Raw genomic sequence first — 25,542 nt, forward strand, 5'->3', positions numbered from 1 at the left:
AACTGAAACATTGCAAAATGACAATCTGTCACGGAAAAGCGGCTAAAACCGGTCTGGTACGCGTCTTGTAATCAGTCCGGCGCGAGTGATTCGCATCGTTTGAACTGACATCTCACACATTCTATAAACACCAACCATCCACATGGGAAAGATAATCGGTATTGACCTCGGCACCACCAACTCGTGCGTCGCCGTCATGGAAGGCAATGAGCCGGTGGTGATTCCAAACAGCGAAGGCCGCCGCACGACTCCCTCGATTGTGGCGTTCCTCGACAATGGCAAAGGCGAGCGGAAAGTCGGTGACCCTGCGAAGCGTCAGGCCATTACCAATCCGCAGAACACGATTCAGTCGATTAAGCGCTTCATGGGCCGCGGCTTCGGTGAAGTAACCGAGGAAGCCAAGCACGTCTCCTACAAGCTGGTGAGCGGCTCCAACAACACGGTAGCCGTGCAGATCGGTGACCGGCAGTACACGCCCCAGGAAATTTCGGCCATGGTGCTCCAGAAGATGAAGCAGACCGCGGAAGACTATCTGGGTCAGTCGGTGACGGAAGCCGTTATTACGGTGCCCGCCTACTTCAACGACGCCCAGCGCCAGGCCACCAAGGAAGCCGGCGCCATTGCCGGCCTCGACGTGAAGCGCATCATCAACGAGCCCACCGCAGCTGCCCTGGCCTACGGCCTCGACAAGAAGCACAAGGACCAGAAGATTGCCGTCTATGACCTCGGCGGCGGTACCTTCGACATCTCCATCCTGGAGCTGGGCGACGGCGTGTTTGAAGTACTGAGCACCAACGGTGACACCCACCTCGGCGGCGACGACTTCGACCAGGTCATCATCAACTTCCTGGCCGACCAGTTCAAGAGCGAGAACGAAGGCCTCGACCTGCGCCAGGACCCCATGGCCCTGCAGCGTCTGAAAGAAGCCGCCGAAAAGGCCAAAGTGGAGCTGTCCAGCTCGACCGAAACCGAAATCAACCTGCCTTACATCACCGCTACGGCTTCGGGCCCCAAGCACTTGGTGGTGAAGCTGAGCCGCGCCAAGTTTGAGCAGCTCGCTGATGCCTTGGTTCGTCGTTCGATGGACCCCTGCAAAAAAGCCCTGCAGGACGCCGGCCTGAGCACTTCCGACATCGACGAAGTGATTCTGGTAGGTGGCTCGACCCGGATTCCCCGCATCCAGGAGGAAGTGGAGAAGTTCTTCGGCAAGAAGCCTTCGAAAGGTGTGAACCCCGACGAAGTGGTAGCCATCGGCGCCGCTATTCAGGGTGGCGTACTGACCGGCGAAGTGAAGGATGTGCTCCTGCTCGACGTGACCCCGCTGAGCCTGGGCATCGAGACTATGGGCGGCGTGATGACCAAGCTCATTGAAGCCAACACCACGATTCCGACCAAGAAATCGGAGACCTTCTCCACGGCTTCGGACTCCCAGCCCTCGGTTGAGATTCACGTGCTGCAGGGGGAGCGTCCGTTGGCTTCGCAGAACCGCACCATCGGCCGCTTCCACCTCGACTCGATTCCGCCAGCACCCCGCGGCGTTCCGCAAATCGAAGTAACCTTCGACATCGACGCCAACGGTATCCTGCACGTTTCGGCCAAGGACAAGGGCACCGGCAAGGAGCAGAAAATCCGCATCGAAGCCTCCTCGGGCCTGACCGACGCTGACATTGAGCGCATGCGCAACGAAGCCGCCGCCAACGCCGAAGCCGACAAGGCCGAGACCGAGCGCATTGGCAAAGTAAACGCCGCCGACTCGATGATCTTCCAGACCGAGAAGCAGCTCAAGGAGTACGGCGACAAGCTGAGCGCTGGCAACAAGACGGCCGTGGAAAATGCCCTGGCCGACCTCAAGAAGGCCCACGAGAGCAAGGATATCAGCCAGATTGACACCGCCATGGCGGCCATCAACTCGGCCTGGGAAGCGGCCTCGACCGAAATGTACAACGCCACGCAGGGCGGCGAAGGGCAGCCTCAGGGTTACCCCGGCGGCGACGCCGGCCAGGCCCAGGGTGGCAACGGCCAGGCCGCCGGCCACGACAACGTGACCGACGTGGACTACGAAGAAGTAGACGGCCAGAAGTAATTCTCTAGCTTGTCCAATGAAAAAGGCCCGGAGCAAGTTGCTCCGGGCCTTTTTGCGTTCTTGCGCGGAGAAATACGCCACCCGCCCCGCTATGCTGCAGCCTTATTGCTCCTATGCCTCCAGCGCCGCCGCCCAGCCGCTGCTGGCCGTACTGGACCAGCACGGTATTGCCTACCAAACCCATATCGACTCCAGCCAGCCCGGATTCGATCCGACTTTTGCCTACAATGCCCCGCAGGCCCAGCTGGTTTTGCTCGTTGATCCGGCCGACCGCGCCAGGGTAGCCCGGCTGGAGCAGGAGCTGAATCAGGCCCTGCTGGCCCAGGTTTCGCCGGACCACTACCTGTTCACTTTCTCGCCGGATGAGCTGCTGGAGCTAGTGTTGCACGCTGGGGAGTGGACGAGCTTCGACGTGCTGCTGGCGCATCAGCTGCTGCAACAGCAGGGCTACGACACCTCCCCCGCCGCGTTGAGCGCCCGGGTTCCGCATTCCCCGCCGCCGCCGGCGCGGAGTCATATGCAAGTGTGGGGTGTGGTGGGGCGAATTCTGGTAGCTCTGATTGGTCTGGCGGCTTTGTATCGGTTGCTGGCCGGCCGCTGACAGCGGCGCCTTGCTGTGGCGGAGGCGTTAGTACCTTTGGGCCTCTTCGCTTAACCGAGCTTGCGTATGCAGTTTCTTATCATTGGCGGCGGCATTGCCGGACTGGCCACGGCCCACGCCCTGCTGAAGCTAGGCCATCAGGTACAGGTGCTGGAAGCGGCGGCCGAGTTGGGGGAAATCGGGGCCGGGGTGGTGCTGGGGGCCAATGCCATGCGCGCCCTCGACGCTATGAGCCTGCACGCGGCCGTGCACGCGCGCGGCTTCGCCCTGACCGGCATTGGCCTGCTGGACGAGACGGGGCGGCCGCTAAACGAAATTGACACCCGCTCTTTCACCGACCGGCTGGGCTACGACAACCTGGCCATTCACCGCGCCGACCTGCAACGGGAGCTGCTGGCCGCGCTGCCGCCCGGCACCGTGCACCTGGGCAAGCGCCTGGTCCGCTTCGAGCAGACGCCAACCCAGGTCACGGCCTGGTTTGAGGATGGCACCCAGGTCAGTGCCGATGCCCTGCTGGCCGCCGACGGCATTCGTTCCCGGGTGCGCCTGCAATTGCGGCCGCAAAGCCAGCCGCGCTACGCCGGTTATACCTGCTGGCGGAGCGTGGTCGACGTTTCGAGTCTGCACCTGCCGGCGGGCCGCACCACCGAAAGTTGGGGCCGCACGGGCCGCTTTGGCCTGGTGCCGCTCGGCAACGGGCAGGCGTACTGGTTTGCCTGCGTGGTCAGCAAAACCGCCCGCAACCCGCAGTTTCAGGCTTTCACCATAGCTGATTTGCAGCGCCACTTTGCCCATTTCCACGCGCCCATTCCGCAGGTGCTGGCCCTGACCCCACCCGACCGCCTGCTCTGGGGCGACATTCTGGATCTGAAGCCGCTGCCGACGTTTCACTACGGACGGGTGTTGCTGCTCGGCGACGCGGCCCACGCCACCACGCCCAACATGGGACAGGGTGCGGGCATGGCCGTGGAAGATGCCGCTATGTTGGCCCGCTGCCTGCGCGAAACCCCGGACCTGACCGACGCTTTTGCCCAATTCGACCAACGCCGCCGCCCGCGTACTACGCGCATCGTGGAGCAGTCGTGGCAGCTGGGCCGGGCTGCGCAGCTGACCAATCCGCTGCTGGTAACGCTGCGCAATGCCGTGATGCGCAGCCTGCCCGCTCGAATCAACGAGCAGCAGATGGCTTTTCTCTACGAAGGCGACTAAGCTCCCGACGCACAACTGCGGCTTCGACGGACAAGGAAGTAGCTCAGGGCGCCGGTTTGTTTTATTGTACCGCCCGGCGGCAGCCTGGGCTAGTGGCTGAGCTTTAGGGCCGCCTCGGCCGGGGTGCGCTGCTCCTCGGCCTCCTGCTGCTCTTCCTCCTCAAAGCCTTTCTCGATTTTTTCCTGGGCCTCCTGCTCGTCCTCGGCATCGGCCTGCTCGGCGTTCTGCTCCTGCTCGGCCTTGGCGTGGGGCTCGTAGCTGACCTTGATGCAGATCGGAAAGTGGTCGGAGCCCACGTAGGGTAGCCGCTCAATGTTGGCCACCTTGAAGTCGGGCGAGATAAAGACGTGGTCGAGGGGCCAGCGCAGCAGGCGGTATTCGGCGTGGAAGGTGGGCAGCATGCCCCGGCCCACGCGCGGGTCGAGCAGGCCGCTCACGCGCCGGAACAGCTCCGAAGTGTGGGACCAGGCCACGTCGTTCATGTCGCCGAACACGATGGTAGGCTCATCCTTTTCCTCAATAGCTTTACCTACCAGCAGCAGCTCCGCGTCGCGCTTGGTGCTGGTCTTGGACTCGGCCGGCGCCGGCGGCTTCGGGTGCAGGCCGTAGAGGCGCACCCAGGTGTCGGTGCCAGGAATCTGCACGTGGGCGTGCACGGAGGGAATATCGTCGTCGAGCAGGTACTCAATGCGGGCGTCGCGCAGGGGCAGACGGGAGAAAAACAGCAGGCCGTAGGTGTTTTCCAGCGGCTCGTGGCAGGTGTAGGGGTGGGTTTTCTCCAGGGGCCGGAGCTGATCCAGCCACCACTGGTCCGTCTCGACGGCCATAATAACGTCGGGGTCGCAGGCCTGAATCACGCCTAGGGCGCGCTGAGCCTGCTTGTTGTACTGCAGCACGTTCATTACGGCCAGGCTCAGGTGCTTGTCGGGGCCCAGCAAAGTGGCATCGGCGGCCTGCTTGCGCACGAACGGCGTGTAGGGAATGACCCGGTAGAGTTGGTAGGCGCCTACGGCGGCCATGGCCCCCATGGCCACCCAGCCCCCGGGCCAGGACTCCAGGTGCACCAGTGCCGCGGCCAGGGCGCTGAGCAGGGCCACGCCGATAATCTGCAGGCGGGGAAAGTCAAACACCCGAATCCACCACGCCTCCTCTTTCAGAAGTGGCAGCAGCGTGGCCAGGATGGCCGCAGCGCCCAGCACCAGGACGACGCAGCGCCCCAGCAGTAACCAAAAAGAAGCGTCGAAATCGGGCACAGAAGGTGAAATGGTGGGTTAGTGAAATGGTGAGTTGGAGTTGCTGGTGGCACAAGCGGCGCCGTCCTGCGCCAGCGGAACGGCAACTCACTAGCGCACCAGTTTACCATCTCGCTTAGTCGTCGTTGAAGCCGCCTTTGCGCAGCTCCTCAATGGTGCGCATGACTTTGTCCTTGAGCGAGGTGCGGTACTTTTCCAGCACGTCGGCCAGGCGGGCATTGCTCAAGGCCAGCATCTGGGTGGCCAGCACGGCGGCATTGGCGGCCCCGTCGATGGCTACGGTAGCCACGGGCACCCCGGCCGGCATTTGCAGCATCGACAGCACCGAGTCGAGCCCGCGGATGGAAGTGGTCGAGTTGATGGGCACGCCGATGACGGGCAAGGTGGTGAAGGCGGCCAGCATCCCGGGCAGGTGGGCCGCTCCGCCCCCGCCGGCAATAAGTACGCGCAGGCCGCGCTTACGGGCCGTTTCGCCGTATTCCACGAGGCGGTGAGGCGTACGGTGGGGCGAGACGAGCGTGATTTCGTAGCTCACGCCGAACTGCCGGAGCACTTCCGCCGCGGCCGACATAATTTTCAGATCCGACTGGCTGCCCATGACGATGCCCACCAGGGGCGTATCGACTGAGTCGTGGACCGCGAGCGACGCGGGAGGAGGAGTGGTGGTCATGCAATGCGCGAAGAAAAAGGCTACCGTACCTTCCGGCCGCTTGTACGCAGGCGGCGGCGGGTGGTTGGCTCACCAAACATACCATTTTAACCGGTTTGCCGATTCCTAATCCCTCGTACCTTTACCCGGCTAGCCGCCGCCATTCCCGGGTTTATGGAAATTCTACTCGCCACCTTCACCACGCTGTTTTCGGTCGTGAACCCTTTCGGGGCCATGCCCGTGTTTCTGACCCTGACCGAAGACGACACGCCCAGCCACCGCGCCCAAATCGCGCTGCGAGCCTGCCTGTACATGATTGGCGTGCTGTCGGTGTCGTTTTTTGCCGGGCAGTACGTGCTCAACTTCTTCGGCATCAACATTCACCACCTGCGCATTGCGGGTGGCATTCTGCTCATGCGCTCCGCCTTCGACCTGCTCACCCCGGGCGGCAACCGCGCCAAGGTGTCGGACGCCACGCTCGAGGAAAGTATGCACAAAGAAGACATCAGCTTCACGCCCTTGGCCATGCCCATGCTGTCGGGCCCGGGCTCGATGGCCGTGTGCATCGGCTTGTTCACCAAAAAGCTCACCTTCCTCGACATGGGCCTGATTTTTTTCGGCTTCGTGCTCGTGGCCTTCGCCGCCTACATCATTCTGATGTCGTCGCTCAGGCTGACGCGCTTTCTGGGCCGCCCGGGCATGGCGGCCCTGGCCCGCATCATGGGCTTTTTAACCCTGGCCATTGGCGTCAACTTTCTGGCCACGGCCATTAAGGCACTGTTTCAGGAGTAGCGGCGCGGGCTTTTACGAGGGCCTTCGGAGTCAAAGAATTGCGGGAAGGTGGCGCTTTCGCTGCAATCCTGCCCGGCAGGCCGTAACTTGCGCCCCATTTCCGGCTCCTGCCCTGCTCCTATGCTCAAGAACGACCTCCTGCTCCGTGCCGCCCGCGGCGAAGAAACCGAACGTACTCCCGTCTGGCTCATGCGCCAGGCCGGCCGCATTTTGCCCGAATACCGGGCCCTACGCGCCCGTTTAAGCGGTTTCAAGGAGCTGGTCGAAACCCCGGACCTGGCGGCGGAAGTCACCATTCAGCCCGTGGATGCCCTCGACGTGGATGCGGCCATCATCTTCTCCGACATTCTGGTGGTGCCCGAGGCCATGGGCCTGACCTACGAAATGATTGAGGCCCGCGGGCCGCTGTTTCCCGAAACCATCAAAAGTGCCCAGGACGTGGCCCGCATGCGCGTGGCTGACCCCGAAGAGCACCTGGGCTACGTGCTCGAAGCCATCCGCGTGACCAAGCGCGCCCTCAACGGCCGGGTGCCGCTGATTGGCTTTGCCGGCGCCCCCTGGACGATTCTGGCCTACATGGTGGAAGGGCACGGCTCCAAAACGTTTAGCAAGGCCCGCCGTCTGCTCTACACCGACCCGGCCCTGGCCCACGAGCTGCTGCGCAAAATCACGGCCACGACCATTGCCTATTTGCAGGCCCAGGTAGCGGCCGGCGCCAATCTGATTCAGGTGTTCGACTCCTGGGCCGGCATTCTGCCCCCCGACCACTACCGCGAGTTTTCGTCGCGCTACATTGCCGAAATCTGCAATGCCCTGCCCGACGTGCCCGTAACCGTGTTTGCCAAGGGGGCCTACTTCGCCGTGCCGGAGTTTGCCACCTTCAACTGCCGCACCATCGGCCTCGACTGGAACGAGGACCCGCGGGCCGTGCGCGCCGCCATCGGCAACGAGAAAACCCTGCAGGGCAACCTTGACCCCTGCGCCCTCTACGGCTCGCGCGAGCAGGTCCAGCAGGCCACCATCGATATGCTGCGCCGCTTCGGCCCGCACCGCCACATTGCCAACCTCGGCCACGGCGTCTACCCCGATACCGACGCCGACAACGTGCGCGTATTCATCGATACGGTCAAGGAATTTAGCCCCATGGCGCGTCAGGGCAATTTGTAATTCAGGACTTTCGCCAACAAAAAGCCCCGCCGTTCATCCGGCGGGGCTTTTTGTTGTACAAGGGTTGCGCGGAATGAATTGCAACGACTTCGCCTGCTGAGGGGCTAGACCAGCTGCAAGCCGGTTTGCTGGGCTTCTTCCAGCAGGCGCTGCTTTTCGATGGGCACCACCCCGACCTGCTCGCAGACCAAGCCGCCGCCCAGGTTGGCCAGCGCGGCCGTGACGGGCGCGGGCAGCCCCAGCGCCACGCAGAGGGCCGCAATGCTAATCACAGTGTCACCAGCCCCGGAAACGTCGGAAATCATGCGCAGGTGGGCCGGGATGTAGCTGCGCCCGGTGGCCGCCGACTCACTGAACACGCCCCGCTCCGACAGGGTCACGAGCACAATTTCGGGCGTGAGCAGCTCGCGCAGGCGGTCCACGGCGGCTTCGAACTGAGGCCGGTCAGCGTCGGTGTCGCCGAATTCGAGCTTGAGGCCCTCGCGCAGCTCCTTGAGGTTGGGCTTAAACAGCGTGCAGTACTGGTAAGCCAGGAAGTTCTTTTTCTTGGGGTCCACGACCGTCGGAATGCCGCGCTGCCGGGCCAGGTCGATGAAGTGGGCAATGCTGCCTGCGTTGAGCACGCCCTTGTCGTAATCCTCGAAAATCACCACGTCGGCCCGGGCCAGTAGGGCCTCGTAACGCTGCTGCAGGGCCGCGGATTCGGCCGGATTCAGGTCGTGCTCCACTTCCGAGTCGATGCGGATTAGCTGCTGCCCGGCAGCTAGGATGCGCTGCTTGACGGTGGTAGGCCGGTGGGCGCTGCGCACGATGCCCTCGGCCGAGAGGTCTTTGTCGAGCAGCAGGCCGATGAGCTGGTCGCCGCCGGTGTCTTCGCCTACCACGGCGCAGAGCAGAGGCGTCGCGCCCAGGGCCTGCACGTTTAGAGCCACGTTGGCGGCCCCGCCCAGGCGCTGCTCCGTGCGGCCCACGTTGACCACCGGTACCGGGGCCTCGGGCGAAATCCGGCCGACTTTGCCCCACACGTAGGCATCCATCATCACGTCGCCCACGATGAGGACGGTCAGGCGGTTGAAGGCGGCAAACAACTCGGGCAGCGAAGCAGGAAGGGAAGAAGCGGACATTGCAGCAATTCTGAAGGAAGCGGCAAAGGTAAACAGGCGCGGCGGCATCGGCACAGTCTGACCTGCCGGTTACTGGCTGGTTCCTACCCGGCCGCTTCGCTGCCAACAAACCAGCCCTTCACCGCACGAACGGCAAAGGGCTGGATGGGTAGCCGGCAGCTGGTTTGTTGACGGCGCCGGCTCATCGTTGGTTGCTTAGCTCAGCTTGTCGAGGCTGGCCTTGATGCGGCCGAAGGCCTCACGCAGCTTCTCGTCGGCGGCGGCGGTGCTGAAGCGGATGCAGTTCGGAGCCCCGAAAGCGGCGCCGTCGACGGCGGCCACGTGGGCATCGTTGAGCATGAACAGCGCCAGGTCGCCGGCCGTGCGGATAACCTCACCGCCGGGCGTGGTCTGGCCGAAGTAGGCGCTAACGTCGGGGAAGATGTAGAAGGCCCCGCTGGGCGTGGGCGTTTTAAAGCCTTTGATGTCTTTCACCTGGTCCAGCACTAGGTCGCGGCGGCGGCGGTAGGCTTCCACCATCTCGTCGGCGGAGGTGCGCCCGCCCTGCAGCGCAGCCAATGCGGCGCGCTGGGCTACCGAGCAGGTGCCGGAGGTAATCTGGCTTTGCATTTTCTCGCAGGCCGCCGCAATTTCTTTGCGGGCCGCCAGGTAGCCCACCCGCCAGCCCGTCATGGCGTAGCCCTTCGAGAAGCCGTTGACGGTAATCACCTGGTCCTTGATGTCGGCGAACTGGGCTAGGCTCACGTGCTCCCCCACGAAGTTGATGTACTCGTAAATCTCGTCGGCAATGACGTGAATCTGGGGGTTGCGGGCCAGCACGGCGGCAATTTCACCCAACTCTTCCCGCGAGAACACCGAGCCGGTCGGGTTGCAGGGCGAGGAGTACATGACCAGCTTGGTACGCGGCGTGATGGCCGCCTCAAATTCGGCGGCCGTCACCTTATAGTCGTTTTCTAGGGCGCCCATCAAGGTCACGGTCTTGCCCTCGGCCAGCTTCACCATCTCCTCGTAGCTCACCCAGTACGGAGCAAACACGATGACCTCGTCGCCGGCGTTGATCAGGCTCATCACCGCGTTGGCCAGGGCCTGCTTGGCCCCGGTGCTCACCACAATGTTTTCGGGCTTATAGGCCAGCTGGTTTTCGCGCAGCAGCTTGTCGGCAATGGCCTGGCGCAGGTCGAGGTAGCCGGGCACGGGCGTGTACTTGGTGTAGCCCTCGTCCATGGCCACCTTGGCCGCGTCGCGGATATACTGCGGGGTCTGAAAGTCGGGCTCCCCGAAGCTCAGGTTGATAACATCAATACCCTGGGCCATCAGCTCCCGGGCTTTTTTGGCCATGGCAATGGTCTGGGACTCCTGCATGGCATTGATGCGGTCAGACAGGAAGGAAGGCGTAAGCGTAGCGGAAGAAGCCGACATAGAATCAGAGGGGTGGGATGGGAAGGGCAAAAGTAGTGAAATGGTAAGATGGTGAGGTGGTGAGGTGCTGTTCGGTTTGCGCCAGCGGCGCAGAAACGCGCCAAAGGGCCGAAACTTACTGTTTCACCATCTTACCACTTACTCCCTACCTAAGTGACGGAAGCAGCGCAGCAGCAGGCTCAGGTCGGTGCCGGGCTCGTAGTCCTTGGCGTAGAGCAGCTCCAGGCGGCGGCGGGTGGCCTCGGTGAGCAGCGTGCCGGCCTGGGCGGCATCGGCTGGGGAAAGAACAGCCCGGCGGGTGTTGCGGGGGCCAGCCATGTAGCGCAACCCCACCCAGGTGCGGGAGCCGCCCAGCACCCGCAGGCAGTTGCGCAGAAAGCCCGCTTTGTGTTTCTGGAGCCAGATAAAGAGAGGCGCGCCCAGCAGCAGCCCCAGGCTGGTCAGCACGTCGAGCACGCGCTTGTTGCGCACCTGCTGGGGCCGAAACAGGTTCAGGGCAATGTCGAGGGCGTAGTAGTCGCCGGGCGCATCCTTGCTGGAGCTGCCGATGATGTACTCGCTGTCTTCGGGCAAGATCTTATAAGCCACCGGCGGGTGTTGGGGCAAGCCCACCATCAGGGTAATAATCTGACTGGCCGACAAGTCGCGGCCGCAAAAAATCAGCTCGTCGAGGGCGTAGATGCGGATAATGTCTTCCAGCTGCCGCACCTCGCCGAGCAGGTCGTCCGGGGAAGTGGAGGAATCTACCGCGGCTTCGGGGGCCACGTAGCCGATGATGCGGGCCTGCACGGCGGCGGTTTCGAGCAGGTGGCGCACCCGGCGGCTTTCCTGGGCCGAGCCCACGATGGCCACGTTTTTCTGGCGCCTTTCGCTCAGGCGCAGGTCGCGGTAGCGCAGAAAGTGGCTGCCCAGGCGGCGGCCCACCAGCGCGGCCACCGCCCACACGCCGCCCAGGATGATGAGGGCCTTGGAAAAGCGGTAGGCGTCGAAGAAGTTGGACACGGCCGAAATCACCACCGTCCCCACGAAGATGCCCCGCACGATGCGGGAGGTTTTGACGGGCTGGTCGTAGGCCCCGCTGAAGTAGGCCGAGGTCAGCCAGACCAGGATGTAGGCCGGCACCGCCACGAGCATAAACTCGGGTGGGTAGTCGGTGCGCACGTACTTGTGGTTTTCCTCCCAGTACGATTTCAGAAAGTACATGCCCGCGTAAATCAGCGCGGCGTCGAGCAGCACCGGGGCAGCCTGGGTGAGCAGGCGCTGGAGCACGGCCACGCCCGCCCGCAGCCAGATGGCCGAGTTGATGAGCAACGAAAACAGCCCGGCCCGCTGGGGCGCGAAGTGCTTGCGGGCAAAAATCACCATGGCCCGGTAAAACACGAACACGTAGTTGACGCTCGTGCGCTTGGTGCTTTCGCCCTTGTAGTGAATGATGCGGGTGCCGGCGAAGTAGTAGTTTTTCCAGCCGCCCCGGGTAAGCCGGTACGAGAGGTCAATGTCCTCGCCATACATGAAGTAGTCCTCGTCGAGCAGCCCCACCTGGTCGAGGGCCGCCTTGCGCATGAGCATAAAGGCCCCGCTGAGCACCTCGATTTCGTGGTTCTGGTCTTTGGGCAGAAAGCCCAGGTGGTAGCGCCCGAAGGTGCGCGACTTCGGAAACAGGCTGGCTAGCCCGAAAATCTTGTAAAAGGCCACCAGCGGCGTGGGCAGGCCGCGCTTGCTTTCGGGCAAGAACTTGCCCTGCCCGTCGAGCATGGTCACGCCCAGGCCGCCGCCGTCGGGGTGGGCGTCCATAAAGTCGCAGCAGGCGCGGAAGGTGTCTTCCTCCACCACCGTGTCGGGATTGAGCAGCAGAATATACTCGCCCCGGGCCACGCGCATGGCCTGGTTGTTGGCGCGGCTGAAGCCGGGGTTGTCCTTGTTTTCAATCAGGATGACTTCCGGAAAGCGGGCCTTCACCATGGCCACGGAGCCGTCCACGGAGTTGTTGTCGACCACGAACACCTCAGCCGGGGCGCCGAGCTTGGCCACCGCTTTCTGCACCGACAGCAAGGCCTGCTCCAGAAAATAGCAGACGTTGTAGTTGACGATGACGACGGAAAGCTTCACGGAAGGCAATGGCGGCGGAGTTCGGGCGGGGCGAAAGTACGCAGAGTTAGGAAAGCGCCTTTTACTGGTCGGCCAGAACTAGCTCCCAAACCAGTTCTTCAGGAGCTTTAGCCAGAAAGTCGAGAGCCTTCTGCCAGCTTTCCAGCTGAAATTCCGGCCGCGTAAGCTTATACAGACTGGAGAAGTCGGCAGTCCACTCCGTATCCGGTTGACGCTTACCGGTAGTGGTATAAAATCCATCCAGCCCCAACACCCCCAGGCCTACCCGCTGACAGGCTTGCACGGCCAGCTTGGCATTGGAAGTAGTAAATAGGATGGCGTTGCCCCAGACAATGAAGTCAATGCCTTCCTTGCGCGCCAAAGCTTCCTCTAACTCCATAGCTCAACCTTAATATAAAGCAAAAACGACCACCGCTAGAATGCGGGGCCGTTTCTCCTTAGCTATAAACTGCCTGTTTACTTGGCCTGCCGCTGCCGCTCCACGATGCTGCGGCCCAGGGTGATTTCGTCGGCGTATTCCAGCTCCCCACCCATGGGAATGCCGCGGGCAATGGTGCTGATGTGCACGTCGGGAAACTCGCGCAGCTTGCGGGACAGGAAAAACGCGGTGGTGTCGCCTTCCATCGTGGGGCTGATGGCGAGGATGATTTCCTTGATTTCGGAGTCCGGAATGCGGGTCAGCAGCGTGTCGATGTGCAGATCCGAGGGACCGATGCCCTCGATGGGCGAAATCACGCCGCCCAGCACGTGGTACACGCCCTGGTACTGTCCGGTGTTCTCGATGGCAATAACGTCGCGGATGTCAGACACGACGCAGACGGTGCCGTGGTCGCGGAGCTTGTTGGCGCAGATGCTGCACTCCTCCGTGTCGGAAATGTTGTGGCAGGTGCGGCAGTAGGTGATTTCAAAGCGCATCTTGGCCAGCGCCTCGGCCAAAGAGCTGGTGGTTTCGGTGTCGGCCTTGAGCAGGTGCAGCGTCAGGCGCAACGCCGTTTTGCGGCCGATGCCGGGCAGCTTGGAGAGCTCACCAACTGCATTTTCTATCAGTTTGGAGGGAAATTCCATTCAGGTTGAGTTGCCAGTTGCCAGTTGTCAGTTATCAGTTGTTGGGAATTGGGCGAACTAACAACTGACAACCGTCAACTAACAACTGAATTAGATAACGTCCGCCGAGATGCCGCGGTCGTGGATGGCGGTGCACATGCCGGCCAGCTCGTCGAAGGTGCCGTGCTTGACGGTGCACTGCCCCTTGTAGTGGATGAGCAGGGTGCACTGCTCGGCTTGCTCCGGCTCGTGGCCGCACACGTCGATGAGGGTTTTGATGACGTGCTCGAAGGTATTCACGTCGTCGTTGTACACGACAAGGTCGCGCACATCGACGGTTTCCTCCAGCAGCAGGACGTCCTCGTCGTAATCGATTTGCGGTTTGGTTTGCATGGCACAAAAGTACGAAAAAGCGGGCATAAAAGCGTGTTTATACCGGGTTTCGGCCCTCTATAACCCCTTCATGGCCAGAATCGTTTCGTCTCTTTCCGTTTGCGGCCACCCATTTTCAACTCCGGCGCCCCGGCCCGCGGCCCCTGGGTTGCGCAGGCCGGGCAATGATAATTCCGCCGTACTTTTCGGCCTTCATTCTTCTCCCCTACTTCTTGCCTTATGCTTCACTTCACTCCCCGTCTGGCGGTGGTTTTCGGGCTGGCCTTCGCACTGCAGCCCGCGGCCCAGGCTCAGCAGCAGCGGCTGACGATGGAAGACGCGTTCCTGAACCGCAGCCTTCAGCCCCAGAATCTGCGCCAGCTCACCTGGATTCCAGGCTCCAACGACGAGTTCAGCTTTGTGCGCACCACCGGCGGCGTCGATGAACTGGTGCGCGGCACGGCCGCCGGTGCCCCCCCGGTGGCCGTGCCCCTGCCCAAATTCAGCAGTGCCCTGCAAGGGGTAGGTGCCGAAGAAAGCAAAACCTTCCCCACCGTGCAGTGGCAGGACCAGGGCGTGCTGGTAGCGACCCAGAAGAACAAGATTTACCGCTACGACCTCAAATCGGGGCTGGCAACCCGCGGCTTCGGCTACGCCTTCGAGGTGGACAACGTCGACCCGGACGACTCGAAGACGCGCCTGGCCTACACCAAGGCCCAGAACCTGTATATCTCCGCCGCGGGCCGCGAAAATGAGCCCGTGACGAACGAGCTGAACCCGGCCATTGTGAACGGGCAGGCGGCCCACCGCTCGGAGTTTGGCATCACCAAAGGCACGTTCTGGAGCCCCCGGGGCAGCCGCCTAGCCTACTATCGCATGGACCAGACCATGGTCACGGACTACCCCATCGTGGACGTGTCGAGCACGCCGGCCCAGGAAAAGGCCATCAAGTACCCCATGGCCGGCGACGCGAGCCATCAGGTGACGGTGGGCGTGTACGATTTGGGCAGCCGCAAAACCGTGTTTCTGCAGACTGGCGAGCCCAAGGAGCAGTATTTGACCAACCTGAGCTGGAGCCCCGACGAGAAGTTTATCTACCTAGCCGTGCTCAACCGCGGGCAGAACGAAATGAAGCTCAACCAGTACGACGCGGCCACCGGCGCCTTCGTCCGGACGCTGTTTGAGGAAAAGGACGCCAAGTACGTGGAGCCCCAGCACCCGCTGCAGTTCGTGCCCGGTCACCCCGACCAGTTTGTGTGGCGCAGCCAGCGCGACGGGTTCGAGCACCTCTACCTCTACTCCACCCAGGGCAAGCTCCTGCGCCAGCTCACCAAGGGCAACTGGGTGGTAACCGACGTGCTCGGCTTCGACCCCAAGGGCAAGGAAATCGTCTACGCCAGCACCGCCGAAAGCCCGCTGGAGCGCCACCTCTACGCCGTGAGCCTGCAGGGCGGCAAGCCCCGCCGGATTACCCAGGGCCACGGCACCCACGCGGGCACGCTGAGTCCCTCGGGCAAGTACGTGCTGGACTCGTTCAACTCTTCCACCACCCCGCGCACCATCCGCGTTATCGGCGTGGCCGACGGCAAGCCCCTACAGACCCTGCTCGACGCCCCCAACCCGCTGACGGCCTACGTATTGGGCGAAACCAAGCTGTTTCCGATTAAGAGCGCCGACGGGCAAACCGACCTGTACTGCCGCCTGATTACGCCCCCCGGCTTCGACCCGGCCAAGAAATACCCCACGGTGGTGTACCTCTACGGTGGCCCCCACGTGCAGCTCGTAACCGATACCTGGCTGGGCGGCTCCAACTTCTGGATGCAGCTGATGGCCCAGAAAGGCTACGTGGTGTTTACGATGGACTCGCGCGGCTCCGGCAACCGCGGCCGGGCTTTTGAGCAGGCCACCTTCCGCCAGCTGGGCACCGCCGAAATGGCCGACCAGCTCAAGGGCGTGGACTACCTGAAAAACCAGCCCTTCGTCGATGCCAACCGCCTGGGCATTCACGGCTGGAGCTTCGGGGGCTTCATGACCACCACCATGATGACGCGCAGCCCCGGCACGTTCAAAGTGGGCGTGGGCGGCGGCCCGGTTATCGACTGGCGCATGTACGAGGTGATGTACACGGAGCGCTACATGGATACGCCCCAGGAAAACCCCGAGGGCTACAAAGCCGCCAACCTGCTGGGTTACGTGGATAAGCTTCAGGGCAAACTGCTGCTCATCCACGGCACCGTCGACGACGTAGTGGTGTGGCAGCACAGCCTCGACTACCTCAAAAAGGCCGTCGACCAGGGCGTGCAGCTCGATTATTTCGTATACCCGGGCCACCCCCACAACGTAGGCGGCAAGGACCGGGTGCACCTGTATAACAAGATTACCCAGTACTTCGACGAGAAATTGTGAGTTGTGAAGGGTAAGCGTTGAAGGGCTCAAGTGGCTCAGAAAACCGCGCCGGACTATTCAATTCAACAGTCAGAACTCAACATTCAGAATTTCCTCATGCCTGTTCCGTCCGCCGAATTCAAGAAGGCCCTCAAGCGCCTGCCCGACGCCGAGAAGGAGAAGCTGTTGCTGCGGGCCGTGCGCCGCGACGCGGAGCTCTACGAAACCTACGTGTTCGAATTGCTGCCCGACGTGACCACCGAGCAGGTGTATGAGCAGACCGCCGACCGGATTCACGAGCTGTTCAACGTGGCCGTGACGGGCCGTCTGCTCAACCGCAGCCTCAACAAGGCCCTGGGCAAGGCCGTGAAGGAAACCGCCCGGGCCCGGCGCATCACCAAAGACAAGCGCCTGGAAATCGACCTGAACCTGTACGCCCTGCGCCTGATCTTCGACAACTACACCGGCCAGTTCGACTCGCCTTACAACGGCTTCTACGTCAGCACGGCGCGCCTGACGGCCCGCACCGCCCAGTTGGTGCTCACGGCCCTGCACGAAGACCTTTGGCTGGAATACAAACCCGAGCTCGACGACTTTTTGCAGCAACTCCACAACCGCAGCAAAAGCCGCAACCTGCGCTTCGAGCTGCCCCGGGAGCTCGAAGTACCGGAGTAGGCCGTGGCCCCGACCCACTTGCCGGCCAGAAAAAAAGCCCCGTCAGCAGCTGCTGACGGGGCTTTTTTTTTCTGAAAAGCAGGGTTGTATTACCGCGCTTTCCGGCCAGAATTACTTCTTGGCAATAACGTTGAAGCTCATCGTGAAGTCGTTGTCGATGGCCTTATCGGCGGCGGCGCCGAACAGGGTCGAGCCGTACTTCACGTCGTACTTCGTGCGGTCGATGGTAGCCGTGCCGGTGGCGGCAGCCACGCCGTCCTTGTTCACGCCAATTTTAGCGGGGAAGGAAATCGGGCTGGTGATGCCTTTGATGGTGAGGTTGCCGGTGATGGTGGCGTTGTCGGCGTTGGCCGCGGCCCCTTTGATGGGCGCAATGTTGGTGATTTTGAACGTCGCGGTGGGGTTAGCGGCCACGTTGAAGAAATCGGGCGAGTTGAGGTGACCCACCAGTTTGGCGTTGTAGCCGGCGTCGGTCAGGTCGGTGTTTTTGATGGAGGTCATGTCCACCACGAAGGTGCCGCCTACTACCTGGTTGCCGCGCACGAGCACGTCACCGTCTTTGAACTGGATGGTGCCGTTGTGCTGGCCACCCACTTTTTTGCCGAGCCAGCCCAGGGTGCTCAGCTGCGGCTGCAGCTTGTAGACCGAAGCACCGTTCACCTTCTCGGTTTTGGCGGGCTTGGCAGCTTTAGCAGCTTTTTGAGCGAAGGCGGGGCTGCTGATCAGAGCAGCGACGAGGAGAGCGGACAGCGCAATTTTTTTCATGAGTACTGAAAAGTGAAGGGAGAGTCGAAGAAATGATGGCTGAAAACCGTCAGTCACGGATTTTATCAAGAATCTGGTTGAGCTGCTGGGTTTCTTCCAGCGTGAGCATTTGCAGGCCGTGGTGCTCCTTCACGCTCTCGTCGATGCGGTGCAGCAGCTCCAGGCCGGGCTCGGTGATGCGAATGTCCACGGCCCGGCGGTTGCTCGGGCACACGGTGCGCGTCACGAGGCCCTTGGTTTCAAGCTTATCGACGATGCGGGAGGCGTTGCTGGTCTTGTCGAGCATGCGCTCAATGAGCAGGTTGACTGTGGCGGGCTTGGGATGCTGCCCGCGCAGGATGCGCAGCACGTTGAACTGGGGCAGGGTGAGGTCGAACTGGCGGAAGGCGGCGGCCTGCTGCTGCTGCAGCCAGCCAGCGGTGTAGATCAGGTTAATGAGCCCCTTTTGGTACTCATTTTTGAATACCGGCTGCTTAATTTCGTCTTCAATTCTCATGGTCTGCATTCAGCCGGGCTGGATTACGTTGCAAATATATGTACATACATTTAATGTCGCAACATAGTTCGCCGGAATTTGAAAATTATTTGGGAAGTGTCCGGTGGGCAGCCAATTGTCGGCGGCTCCCGTAGAAGCATTTCCAACTCACTGCCTTCCCATGAACCGTCACTTCGTTTCCGCCCTCGTGTGCTTCGCGCTGGCGGCCCCGCTGGGCGCCGCCGCCCAATCCAAAACCGCGCCTAAACCCGCTGGCGCCACCGAAGCCAGCAGCACCGACCAGTTTGTGATGCGCGACGGCGAGGTGGTCATGCGCCAGGGCTCCACCATCAAGCCCCTGAATAAGAACGTGGTGCTCTCGGACGGCACCAAGATCAACTACAAAAGCGGCATCGTGGAATTGCCCGGCGGCAAGAAGACCACACTCAAGGAAGGCGACTACGTGACCATTAAGGGCGAAATCGTATTTGCCACGCCCGGCAGCGCCGCCGCCGCCCGCGGCGACAACTCCGTGCCGGCCGGCGCCCAGTACACCACTTACGTGGACCGCAACATGGCCCCGGCCAGCGCCGCCGACATGGATGCGCGCTTGAGCAGCCTCAACAGCCGCCTCACGCTGATGGCCCGGAAGATTCAGTTGCTCAACGACAAAATCAGCTTGCTGAGCTCCGCCACCCAGCGCCCCGCCGACACCAGCCAGCTCGACCAGCAGATAAAAGCCCTGGATGAACAGCTTCAGCAGGTGAAATAAGCATTGCAAGCCCCGGCTTCAATTGTGCAAGGACGTCATGCCCCGGTATGGCGTCCTTTTTTATTCCCCGATATCGGTCCAGCCGGCCTGGGCGCTGAGCAACCCGTTTTCTTCCCGCACCAGGCCAAAAGGCTCGTCGCGCACAATCAGGAAGCCGTCTAGGTCGCACACGTCGGCCAGCGGGCTCACCTGCAGGGCCGACCAGATACCCAGTGAGGTTTCGACCATGCAGCCCAGCATCGTTTGCAGGCCGTGGGCGCGGGTTTGCTCGAGCAGCCGGATGCCGTTGCGGTAGCCCCCGGCCTTCATGAGCTTCATGTTCACGCCGTGAAACTGCCCGGCAACGTCGGCGAAGTCGGCCGCGTCCGTCACCGACTCGTCGGCAAACAGCGGGTAGGGCGAGCGGGGCCGCAGGTAGCGGTAATCCGGGGCGCAGGCGGCGGGCAGGGGCTGTTCGAGCAGGCGCACGCGCAGCCCGGGCAGCGCCTGCACCTTTTCCAGAAACTGCAGCAGCCTGTCGGCGTCGGTCCAGGCTTCGTTGCCGTCGATAATGAGGGGGCGGCCCGGCAGCTCCCGGGTCAGGGCCGCCAGCAAGTCGTAGCCGCTTTCCTGGTTGACCTTGATTTTGAGCAGCTCGAAGCGGTCCATGCGCTGCTCCCGCACGAAGGCGGCCACGGCTCCCGGCTCCATGATGGGCAGCGAAAACGCCGTGGGCACGTGCGCGGCCGGGGCCGGCACGCCCAGCACCTGCCCCACGCTCTGCCCCCGGCTTCGGGCCAGCCAGTGCACGTAGGCCGACTCCAGCCCAAACCGCAGGGCGTGGGCCGGGGCCTGCTCGTCCAGGAACTCTTCCAGCTCCTCCAACGACCTGACGGCCGGCAGCCCCGCTCTTACCAGCTGGTCGAATTCAGTGAGCAGGCCCGCGGGCGTTTCGCCGTAGCGCACGTTGGGCGCGGCTTCACCCCAGCCCGTAGTAGCCGGAGCGGCCTCGTCGGTCACGGAAGCCAGCAGGTTGGTTTTGCTGGTCGAGGCGTTGCGGGAGATTTTCCAGGTGTAGCGCAGCGGCAGCTCCCGCGCCCGCAGATTCCAGATAAGACTCAAAGTGGTGGGATTGGGGTGAACACGGCCGCCGCAGTACCCGCGCGGCCATAAGAGTTCGAGTTACGAAAAACCAGCCGCGCGAAATGAGAAATCGACCACGAAACCCAAAAACCTATCTTTGCTGACTTTCCCCCGATTTCCCGTCCTGATTTTCCCCGCATGAAGCCTTCCCGCCTCGTTCCGCTGCTCCTGATTCTGCTGCTGGCCGCCCTGGTGCTCACCGTACTGCCCGCCTACACCAGCGTGGCATTGCCCGCCGCCGTGCCCCTGGCAGCCCGGTGGCTGTTTCTGGCCGCGCTGGCCTTTTACGCCGCCCAGCGCCGCTCCCTCACCTTCTGGATTGTGGTCAGCATGTTTGTCGGTGCCGAGGTAGGCCACGACTTCCCTACCCAGGCCCAGAGCCTGAAAGTGCTCAGTGACGTTTTCCTGCGGCTGGTCAAGACCATCATTGCGCCCCTGGTGTTTGCCACGCTGGTCGTGGGCATTGCCGGCCACGCCAACCTCAAGCAGGTGGGCCGGATGGGGGTCAAGGCCCTCGTGTATTTCGAAATAGTCACCACGTTTGCCCTCTTCATCGGCCTGGCGGCCATCAACCTGAGCAAGGCCGGCGTGGGCGTCAACAACGTGGGCATGGAGGCCGAAAAGCTGGACCCCGTCAAGCAGACGACCTCCGACATCATCCTGCACATCTTCCCCGAAAACATTGCCAAGTCCATTGCCGAGGGGCAGGTGCTCCAGGTGGTGGTATTTGCCATCATCTTCGCCATTGGCCTGGCCATGGTGCACGGCAAGCACCGCCGCCCGATGCTGGAATTTGCCGAAAGCCTGTCGGAGGTGATGTTTAAGTTCACCAACGTGGTCATGTTCTTCGCTCCCATCGGCGTGGGCGGGGCCATGGCTTACACGGTGGGCAAAATGGGCTTCGCGCCCCTGCAAAATGCCTTTTACCTGCTCCTGACGCTCTATGTGGCCCTCATTGCCTTCCTGCTGCTGGTGCTGCTGCCCATTGCTTTGCTGGCCCGGATTCCGGTGAAGCGCTTCGTGCAGGCCATTGCCGAGCCCGTCAGCATTGCCTTTGCCACCACTTCCTCCGAGGCGGCCCTGCCCCGGGCCATGGAAGCCATGGAAAGCATCGGCGTGCCCCGCCGCATTGTGGCCTTCGTAATGCCGACCGGCTACTCGTTTAACCTCGACGGTACCACGCTCTACCTGTCGTTGGCGGCCGTGTTTGTGGCCCAGGCGGCCGGTATCGAGCTTTCCTTCGGCCAGCAACTGGTGATGGTCTTCACCCTGATGCTGACCAGCAAGGGCGTGGCCGGGGTGCCCCGCGCCTCCCTCGTTATTCTGCTCGCCACGGTGGCTTCGTTCAACCTGCCCGCCTGGCCGGTATTCATTATTCTCGGCATTGATGCCTTGATGGACATGGCCCGCACGGCCGTCAACGTTATCGGCAACTGCCTGGCTACGGCCGTTATTGCCCGCTGGGAAGGTGAATTCGTTGATAACTACGTGGCCCCGCCCCTCACCGACATGGCCGAAACCGACAGCGCCCTGGTCAACGTGGGCCACTGATCCGCGCTGGTTGGACGTATCTGGCTAACAGTCTATCATCTATGAATAACCACATATATTTTAATGAATATTTACTATAATTAATATCAATTTTTATACTTTGGGCAACTGTTCCGGTTTACTGGTCCTTTCTGCCCTCTATGAAAATACGCTTACTCCTGGTTTACACAGTGCTGGCGGTGGTTGCCGTGGGCTGCAAATCGGCTGAAAAGGCCATCTTCCGGCTGTCGGGCTCCCCGATTTCGGCCCGCCTGCCGCCGCTGGAAGTCTCGGCCGACCTGGGCCCCTGGGTGGAAACCGAGGGCGCCCTGCCCGAAGATGCCCGCCTGCTGTTTCAGCGCGAGCTGCGCCAGAACATTACCGCCCCCGACGACAGCACCCAGTTCGGCTACGCCAAGCTGGTGATTACCAACAGCACCATTTCCCGGGCCGGCAAAGGCTTGCAGGCCGTGCAGATGGCCACGCTGATGCTGCCCACGGTGCTGGGCGTTCCGATGGAATACTACTCCACCAAGCTCGACGCGGTGGTGCAGATTATGGACGCCCGGGGGCAGGTTATTGGTACCTACAACGGCACCGGCACCTCCCGCATCCGGGTGGCCATGTACTACGGCTACAGCCAGACGGCCGCCCCGCGCCTGGCCGACGTGACGGCGCTCAAGCAAGCCCTGAACCAGATTCGCCCCCAGTTGGCCGCCGACGCCAGCCGCTTGCGCAACGAGCTGCTGGTGACGGGCCCCCTGCAGGCTTCCACCGGGGAATAAGCTGGCTAATCCTGGAAGACGTTTTTTAAGCGGCGGCTGCAACTTTGCGGCCGCCGTTTCTACTTTTACCCGCCTGCTCCGCCGGGGCAGCCTGTATTCCCACTCCTTGTTTCGTCGATGAAAAACACCTTACCTGCCCTGCTGCTGGCCGCCGGCCTGCTGGTGGCCCCCGGGGCTGATGCCCAGAAAAAGGCCCCACCGGCGGCTACACCCGCGGCCGCTACGGCGCCCGTCTTCCCCTACCCGATTCAGCAGAAGCAGCTCGCCAACGGCCTGAACGTGGTGACCGTGCCCTTCGACTCGCCGGGTTTGGCCTCGTTCTTTTTGGTGGTGCGCGCCGGCTCCCGCGACGAGGTGGAGCCCGGCCACACCGGCTTCGCCCACTTTTTCGAGCACGTCATGTTCCGGGGCACCGAGAAGTACTCCAAGGAAAAGTACGACGAGGTGCTCAAGAGCATCGGGGCCTCGGCCAACGCCAACACCTCCCTGGACCGCACCGTGTACTACATGACCGGCAACGCGGGCATGCTCGAGAAAATGTTTGAGGTAGAGGCCGACCGGTTTCAGCACCTGAAGTACTCCGAGCACGACTTCAAGGCCGAAGCCGGGGCCGTGAAGGGCGAGTACACCAAGAACTCGGCCTCGCTCTACACCCAGCTCAACGAAAAAGTCGCCGACGCCGCCTTCGACAAGCACACCTACGAGCACACCACGATGGGCTTTTTCAAGGACATCGTGGACATGCCCAACCAGTACCAGTACTCGCTAAGCTTCTTCGACCGGTTTTACCGCCCCGAGTACACGACCCTGCTGGTGGTGGGCGACGTGAAATCCGAGCAGGTCAACAAGCTGGCCGAGCAGTACTTCAGCATGTGGCAGCGCGGCTCCTACCAGCCCAGCATCACGGCCGAGCCCGCGCAGACGGCACCCCGGGCCGTGCACATTCAGAACGCCAACTTCCCGCCCCTGCTGAGCCTCAGCTACCGCGGCCCGGCCTACACCGACCAGAACCGGGAGCTGCCCGCCCTGGACGTGCTGACCACGATGCTGTTTGCCGAAAACTCCCCGCTCTACGAGAAGCTGGTGGTGAAAGAGCACAAGGTGCGCTTCGTGGGCGGCTCGCCCAACTACACCCGCGACCCGTACCTGCTCAGCGTGCGGGCCTCCGTGGTGAAGGCCGAGGACATGCCCTACGTGCGCGACGAAATCACGAAGGCCCTGAACCAGCTCAAAACCACGCCCGTGGACGCCAAGCGCCTGGCCGACACCAAGTCGGCGCTGAAGTACGGCTTTCTGATGGGCCTCGACTCTTCCGACCAGATTGCCAACGCCCTGGCCCAGTACATCTGGCTCACCGGCGACCCGCAGAGCCTGAACCGCCTGTATTCGCTCTACGACCAGGTGACCCCGGCCGACATTCAGGCCGTGGCCCAGAAATACTTCGTGCCCGAGCACCTGACCATCGGCACCATCGGGCCCAACGCCACGAGCGGCCTGTAATCGGTTGCCAGTTGCCCGGCTACGGGACTACTCCCGATGCCGGCTTTCCCCTCCTTCTAAATCTCGTTTTATGAAATCAATATTTTCCCGCCTGCTGCTGACCGCCGCCCTGAGCACGGGGGCCGTGGCTTCCACCCGGGCCGCCGAGGTCGTGGAGCTGCGCCAGCCCAACGCCTCCAAGGTGGTCGTGAAGCTGCAGTTTCGCAACGGCTCAGCCGCCGACCCCGTGGGCAAGGAAGGCCTGACCTTCCTGACCAGCCAGCTCGTGACGGCCGGCGGCACCAAGGCCATGACGGCGGCCCAACTCAAGGATTTTCTCTACCCGATGGCGGTGAGCTACTACGCTACCACCGACAAGGAAGTGACGACCTTCACCTTCGAGTTTCACCGCGACTTTATCGACAAGTTTTACCCCGTGCTCCAGGGGCTGATGCTGACGCCGACCTTCACCCAGGAAGATTTCGACCGGTTAAAAAGCAACCAGCTCAACTACGTCGACCAGGTAATCCGGGCCTCCTCGGATGAGGACTACAGCAAGTTCGCCCTCGAGGACCAGCTGTTTCGCGGCACCCGCTACCAGCACATGACCCGCGGCACCACGGCCGGCGTGCGCAGCCTGACCCTGGCCGACGTGCAGGCCTACTACCCCGCTGCCTTTGGCCGCGACAACCTGACCATCGGCGTGGCCGGCAACTACCCCACCGCCTTCCTGCAAAAGCTGAAGGCCGACCTCGACAAGCTGCCCCAGAGCACGGCCAAACCGGTAATACCCGCGCTGGCGGCTTCGAAAGGCATCAAGGTCGAAATCATCAGCAAGCCCGACGCGCTGGGCTCGGCCGTGTACGCGGGCTTCCCCATCCAGGCTACCCGCGCCTCCAATGACTTCGCGGCTCTGATGGTAGCCAACTCCTGGCTCGGGGAGCACCGCAAAAGCTACGGCAAGCTCTACGACAAAATCCGCACGACCCGCTCGATGAACTACGGCGACTACAGCTACATTGAGTGGTACGAAAACGGCGGCGCCAACATGCTGCCCGTGCCCGGCGTGCCCCGCCACGCCAACTACGCCAGCATCTGGCTGCGCCCGGTGCAGATTGCCGAGGGCCTGCGCAAGCAGTATCCCACTGAGCTGGGCGACCTGAAAGTCGGCCACGGCGCGTTTGCCTTCCGGTTGGCGGTGCGCGAAATGGACAACCTGGTTAAGAACGGCATGAGCCCCGCCGACTTCGAGCTGACCCGCACCTTTCTGCGCTCCTACGTGAAGCTCTACGGCACCACGCCCGCCAAGCAGCTCGGCTTTCTGCTCGACTCCAAGTTCTACGGCCGCAAGGACTGGCTCAAGGAAGTCGATGGGCAGCTGGCCAAGCTCACGCTGGCCGACGTGAACAAGGCCATCCGGCAGAACTGGCAGGTGCAGAACATGTTCGTGACCATCGTCACGGACGACAGCGAGGCCCAGCCCCTGGCCGACGTGCTCAAGCAAAACCTGCCCTCCCCGATGAGCTATGCCAAGGTGGTCAGTGAAGGGCTGCCCAAGGAAGTGGTGGCCGAAGACGCCCAGGTGGCGACCTACAAGCTCAACGTGACGGACGTAAAAATCGTGGACACCAAGGACACGTTCAAGTAGGCTTTTATTGCGTCCCACTTATATAGCAAAACGGCTCTGCAGATACGCAGAGCCGTTTTTTTTGCGTTGGTGGTTAAACGTTGC

Annotated in this window: 23 protein-coding genes; 12 read left to right on the forward strand and 11 right to left on the reverse strand. The window is 62.3% G+C overall.

Features of this window, described 5'->3' with window-relative positions; translation table 11 throughout:
- Positions 1–142: 142 nt before the first annotated feature.
- The 3 genes from dnaK to EWM57_RS04880 all read left to right on the forward strand — a co-directional run bounded on the left by dnaK (position 143) and on the right by EWM57_RS04880 (position 3,893).
- Positions 143–2,083 carry a molecular chaperone DnaK gene (gene dnaK / locus EWM57_RS04870; protein ID WP_129920014.1) on the forward strand — a complete coding sequence of 647 codons (1,941 nt, stop codon included), beginning with the start codon at positions 143–145 and terminating at the stop codon, positions 2,081–2,083.
- Positions 2,084–2,174: 91 nt separating this feature from the next.
- A complete protein-coding gene (locus EWM57_RS04875; RefSeq protein WP_129920015.1) occupies positions 2,175–2,684 on the forward strand; it encodes a hypothetical protein in 510 nt (169 codons plus the stop codon).
- Positions 2,685–2,750: 66 nt separating this feature from the next.
- Positions 2,751–3,893: an FAD-dependent monooxygenase gene (locus tag EWM57_RS04880; protein ID WP_129920016.1), complete on the forward strand. Its 1,143-nt coding sequence runs from the start codon at positions 2,751–2,753 to the stop codon at positions 3,891–3,893.
- An 89-nt stretch (positions 3,894–3,982) separates the two neighbouring features.
- Here EWM57_RS04880 and EWM57_RS04885 read toward each other — a convergent pair whose 3' ends face one another.
- Together EWM57_RS04885 and purE are read right to left on the reverse strand one after the other, a co-directional pair.
- Positions 3,983–5,146 carry an endonuclease/exonuclease/phosphatase family protein gene (locus EWM57_RS04885; RefSeq protein WP_207218268.1) on the reverse strand — a complete coding sequence of 388 codons (1,164 nt, stop codon included), beginning with the start codon at positions 5,144–5,146 and terminating at the stop codon, positions 3,983–3,985.
- A gap of 115 nt (positions 5,147–5,261) precedes the next feature.
- Positions 5,262–5,816: a 5-(carboxyamino)imidazole ribonucleotide mutase gene (gene purE, locus EWM57_RS04890; RefSeq protein ID WP_129920017.1), complete on the reverse strand. Its 555-nt coding sequence runs from the start codon at positions 5,814–5,816 to the stop codon at positions 5,262–5,264.
- 153 nt (positions 5,817–5,969) lie between these two features.
- Between purE and EWM57_RS04895 the strand changes: the two genes are divergently transcribed.
- Positions 5,970–6,587, forward strand: coding sequence for a MarC family protein (locus tag EWM57_RS04895; RefSeq protein ID WP_129920018.1), 618 nt, complete (start codon positions 5,970–5,972; stop codon positions 6,585–6,587).
- 120 nt (positions 6,588–6,707) lie between these two features.
- Positions 6,708–7,754 carry a uroporphyrinogen decarboxylase gene (gene hemE / locus EWM57_RS04900; protein WP_129920019.1) on the forward strand — a complete coding sequence of 349 codons (1,047 nt, stop codon included), beginning with the start codon at positions 6,708–6,710 and terminating at the stop codon, positions 7,752–7,754.
- Positions 7,755–7,858: 104 nt separating this feature from the next.
- On the opposite strand, the gene EWM57_RS04905 is transcribed toward hemE, so the two are convergent.
- The 6 genes from EWM57_RS04905 to EWM57_RS04930 form a co-directional block, all read right to left on the reverse strand.
- Positions 7,859–8,878 (reverse strand): bifunctional heptose 7-phosphate kinase/heptose 1-phosphate adenyltransferase, encoded by a 1,020-nt coding sequence (locus tag EWM57_RS04905; protein WP_129920020.1) that lies wholly within the window; start codon positions 8,876–8,878, stop codon positions 7,859–7,861.
- Positions 8,879–9,073: 195 nt separating this feature from the next.
- A complete protein-coding gene (locus EWM57_RS04910; protein WP_129920021.1) occupies positions 9,074–10,297 on the reverse strand; it encodes a pyridoxal phosphate-dependent aminotransferase in 1,224 nt (407 codons plus the stop codon).
- Positions 10,298–10,435: 138 nt separating this feature from the next.
- Positions 10,436–12,406, reverse strand: a complete 1,971-nt coding sequence (locus tag EWM57_RS04915) for a glycosyltransferase family 2 protein (protein WP_129920022.1) — start codon at positions 12,404–12,406, stop codon at positions 10,436–10,438.
- A 61-nt stretch (positions 12,407–12,467) separates the two neighbouring features.
- Entirely contained in the window at positions 12,468–12,785 is a 318-nt protein-coding gene (locus EWM57_RS04920) for a hypothetical protein (protein ID WP_129920023.1), read from the reverse strand.
- A gap of 77 nt (positions 12,786–12,862) precedes the next feature.
- On the reverse strand, positions 12,863–13,471 hold the full coding sequence (gene recR / locus EWM57_RS04925) for a recombination mediator RecR (protein WP_129920024.1): 609 nt from the start codon (positions 13,469–13,471) through the stop codon (positions 12,863–12,865).
- A 90-nt stretch (positions 13,472–13,561) separates the two neighbouring features.
- Positions 13,562–13,843, reverse strand: coding sequence for an ATP-dependent Clp protease adaptor ClpS (locus EWM57_RS04930; protein WP_129920025.1), 282 nt, complete (start codon positions 13,841–13,843; stop codon positions 13,562–13,564).
- A 219-nt stretch (positions 13,844–14,062) separates the two neighbouring features.
- On the opposite strand from EWM57_RS04930, the gene EWM57_RS04935 reads away from it, so the two are divergent.
- Positions 14,063–16,228, forward strand: a complete 2,166-nt coding sequence (locus EWM57_RS04935) for a S9 family peptidase (protein ID WP_129920026.1) — start codon at positions 14,063–14,065, stop codon at positions 16,226–16,228.
- Positions 16,229–16,324: 96 nt separating this feature from the next.
- Positions 16,325–16,882, forward strand: a complete 558-nt coding sequence (locus tag EWM57_RS04940) for a hypothetical protein (RefSeq protein ID WP_129920027.1) — start codon at positions 16,325–16,327, stop codon at positions 16,880–16,882.
- 111 nt (positions 16,883–16,993) lie between these two features.
- Here the strand turns inward: EWM57_RS04940 and EWM57_RS04945 are convergent, their stop codons facing one another.
- Positions 16,994–17,647: a YceI family protein gene (locus EWM57_RS04945; protein ID WP_129920028.1), complete on the reverse strand. Its 654-nt coding sequence runs from the start codon at positions 17,645–17,647 to the stop codon at positions 16,994–16,996.
- A 49-nt stretch (positions 17,648–17,696) separates the two neighbouring features.
- Positions 17,697–18,152, reverse strand: coding sequence for a MarR family winged helix-turn-helix transcriptional regulator (locus tag EWM57_RS04950; RefSeq protein WP_317128161.1), 456 nt, complete (start codon positions 18,150–18,152; stop codon positions 17,697–17,699).
- Positions 18,153–18,303: 151 nt separating this feature from the next.
- On the opposite strand from EWM57_RS04950, the gene EWM57_RS04955 reads away from it, so the two are divergent.
- On the forward strand, positions 18,304–18,894 hold the full coding sequence (locus tag EWM57_RS04955) for a DUF6799 domain-containing protein (RefSeq protein WP_129920029.1): 591 nt from the start codon (positions 18,304–18,306) through the stop codon (positions 18,892–18,894).
- A 60-nt stretch (positions 18,895–18,954) separates the two neighbouring features.
- Here the strand turns inward: EWM57_RS04955 and EWM57_RS04960 are convergent, their stop codons facing one another.
- Positions 18,955–19,995 carry a dipeptide epimerase gene (locus EWM57_RS04960; protein ID WP_129920030.1) on the reverse strand — a complete coding sequence of 347 codons (1,041 nt, stop codon included), beginning with the start codon at positions 19,993–19,995 and terminating at the stop codon, positions 18,955–18,957.
- Positions 19,996–20,154: 159 nt separating this feature from the next.
- On the opposite strand from EWM57_RS04960, the gene EWM57_RS04965 reads away from it, so the two are divergent.
- The 4 genes from EWM57_RS04965 (at position 20,155) to EWM57_RS04980 (ending at position 25,458) form a co-directional block, all read left to right on the forward strand.
- Positions 20,155–21,567, forward strand: coding sequence for a dicarboxylate/amino acid:cation symporter (locus tag EWM57_RS04965; RefSeq protein ID WP_129920031.1), 1,413 nt, complete (start codon positions 20,155–20,157; stop codon positions 21,565–21,567).
- Between the two features lie 140 nt (positions 21,568–21,707).
- A complete protein-coding gene (locus tag EWM57_RS04970) occupies positions 21,708–22,331 on the forward strand; it encodes a hypothetical protein (RefSeq protein ID WP_129920032.1) in 624 nt (207 codons plus the stop codon).
- Positions 22,332–22,448: 117 nt separating this feature from the next.
- Entirely contained in the window at positions 22,449–23,831 is a 1,383-nt protein-coding gene (locus tag EWM57_RS04975) for a M16 family metallopeptidase (RefSeq protein ID WP_129920033.1), read from the forward strand.
- A 70-nt stretch (positions 23,832–23,901) separates the two neighbouring features.
- Complete coding sequence (locus EWM57_RS04980; RefSeq protein ID WP_129920034.1) at positions 23,902–25,458, forward strand: M16 family metallopeptidase; 1,557 nt, start codon at positions 23,902–23,904, stop codon at positions 25,456–25,458.
- The last annotated feature ends 84 nt before the right edge of the window (positions 25,459–25,542 follow it).

Origin of the sequence: Hymenobacter persicinus, from assembly GCF_004167665.1 — a bacterium.
Classification (GTDB): domain Bacteria; phylum Bacteroidota; class Bacteroidia; order Cytophagales; family Hymenobacteraceae; genus Hymenobacter; species Hymenobacter persicinus.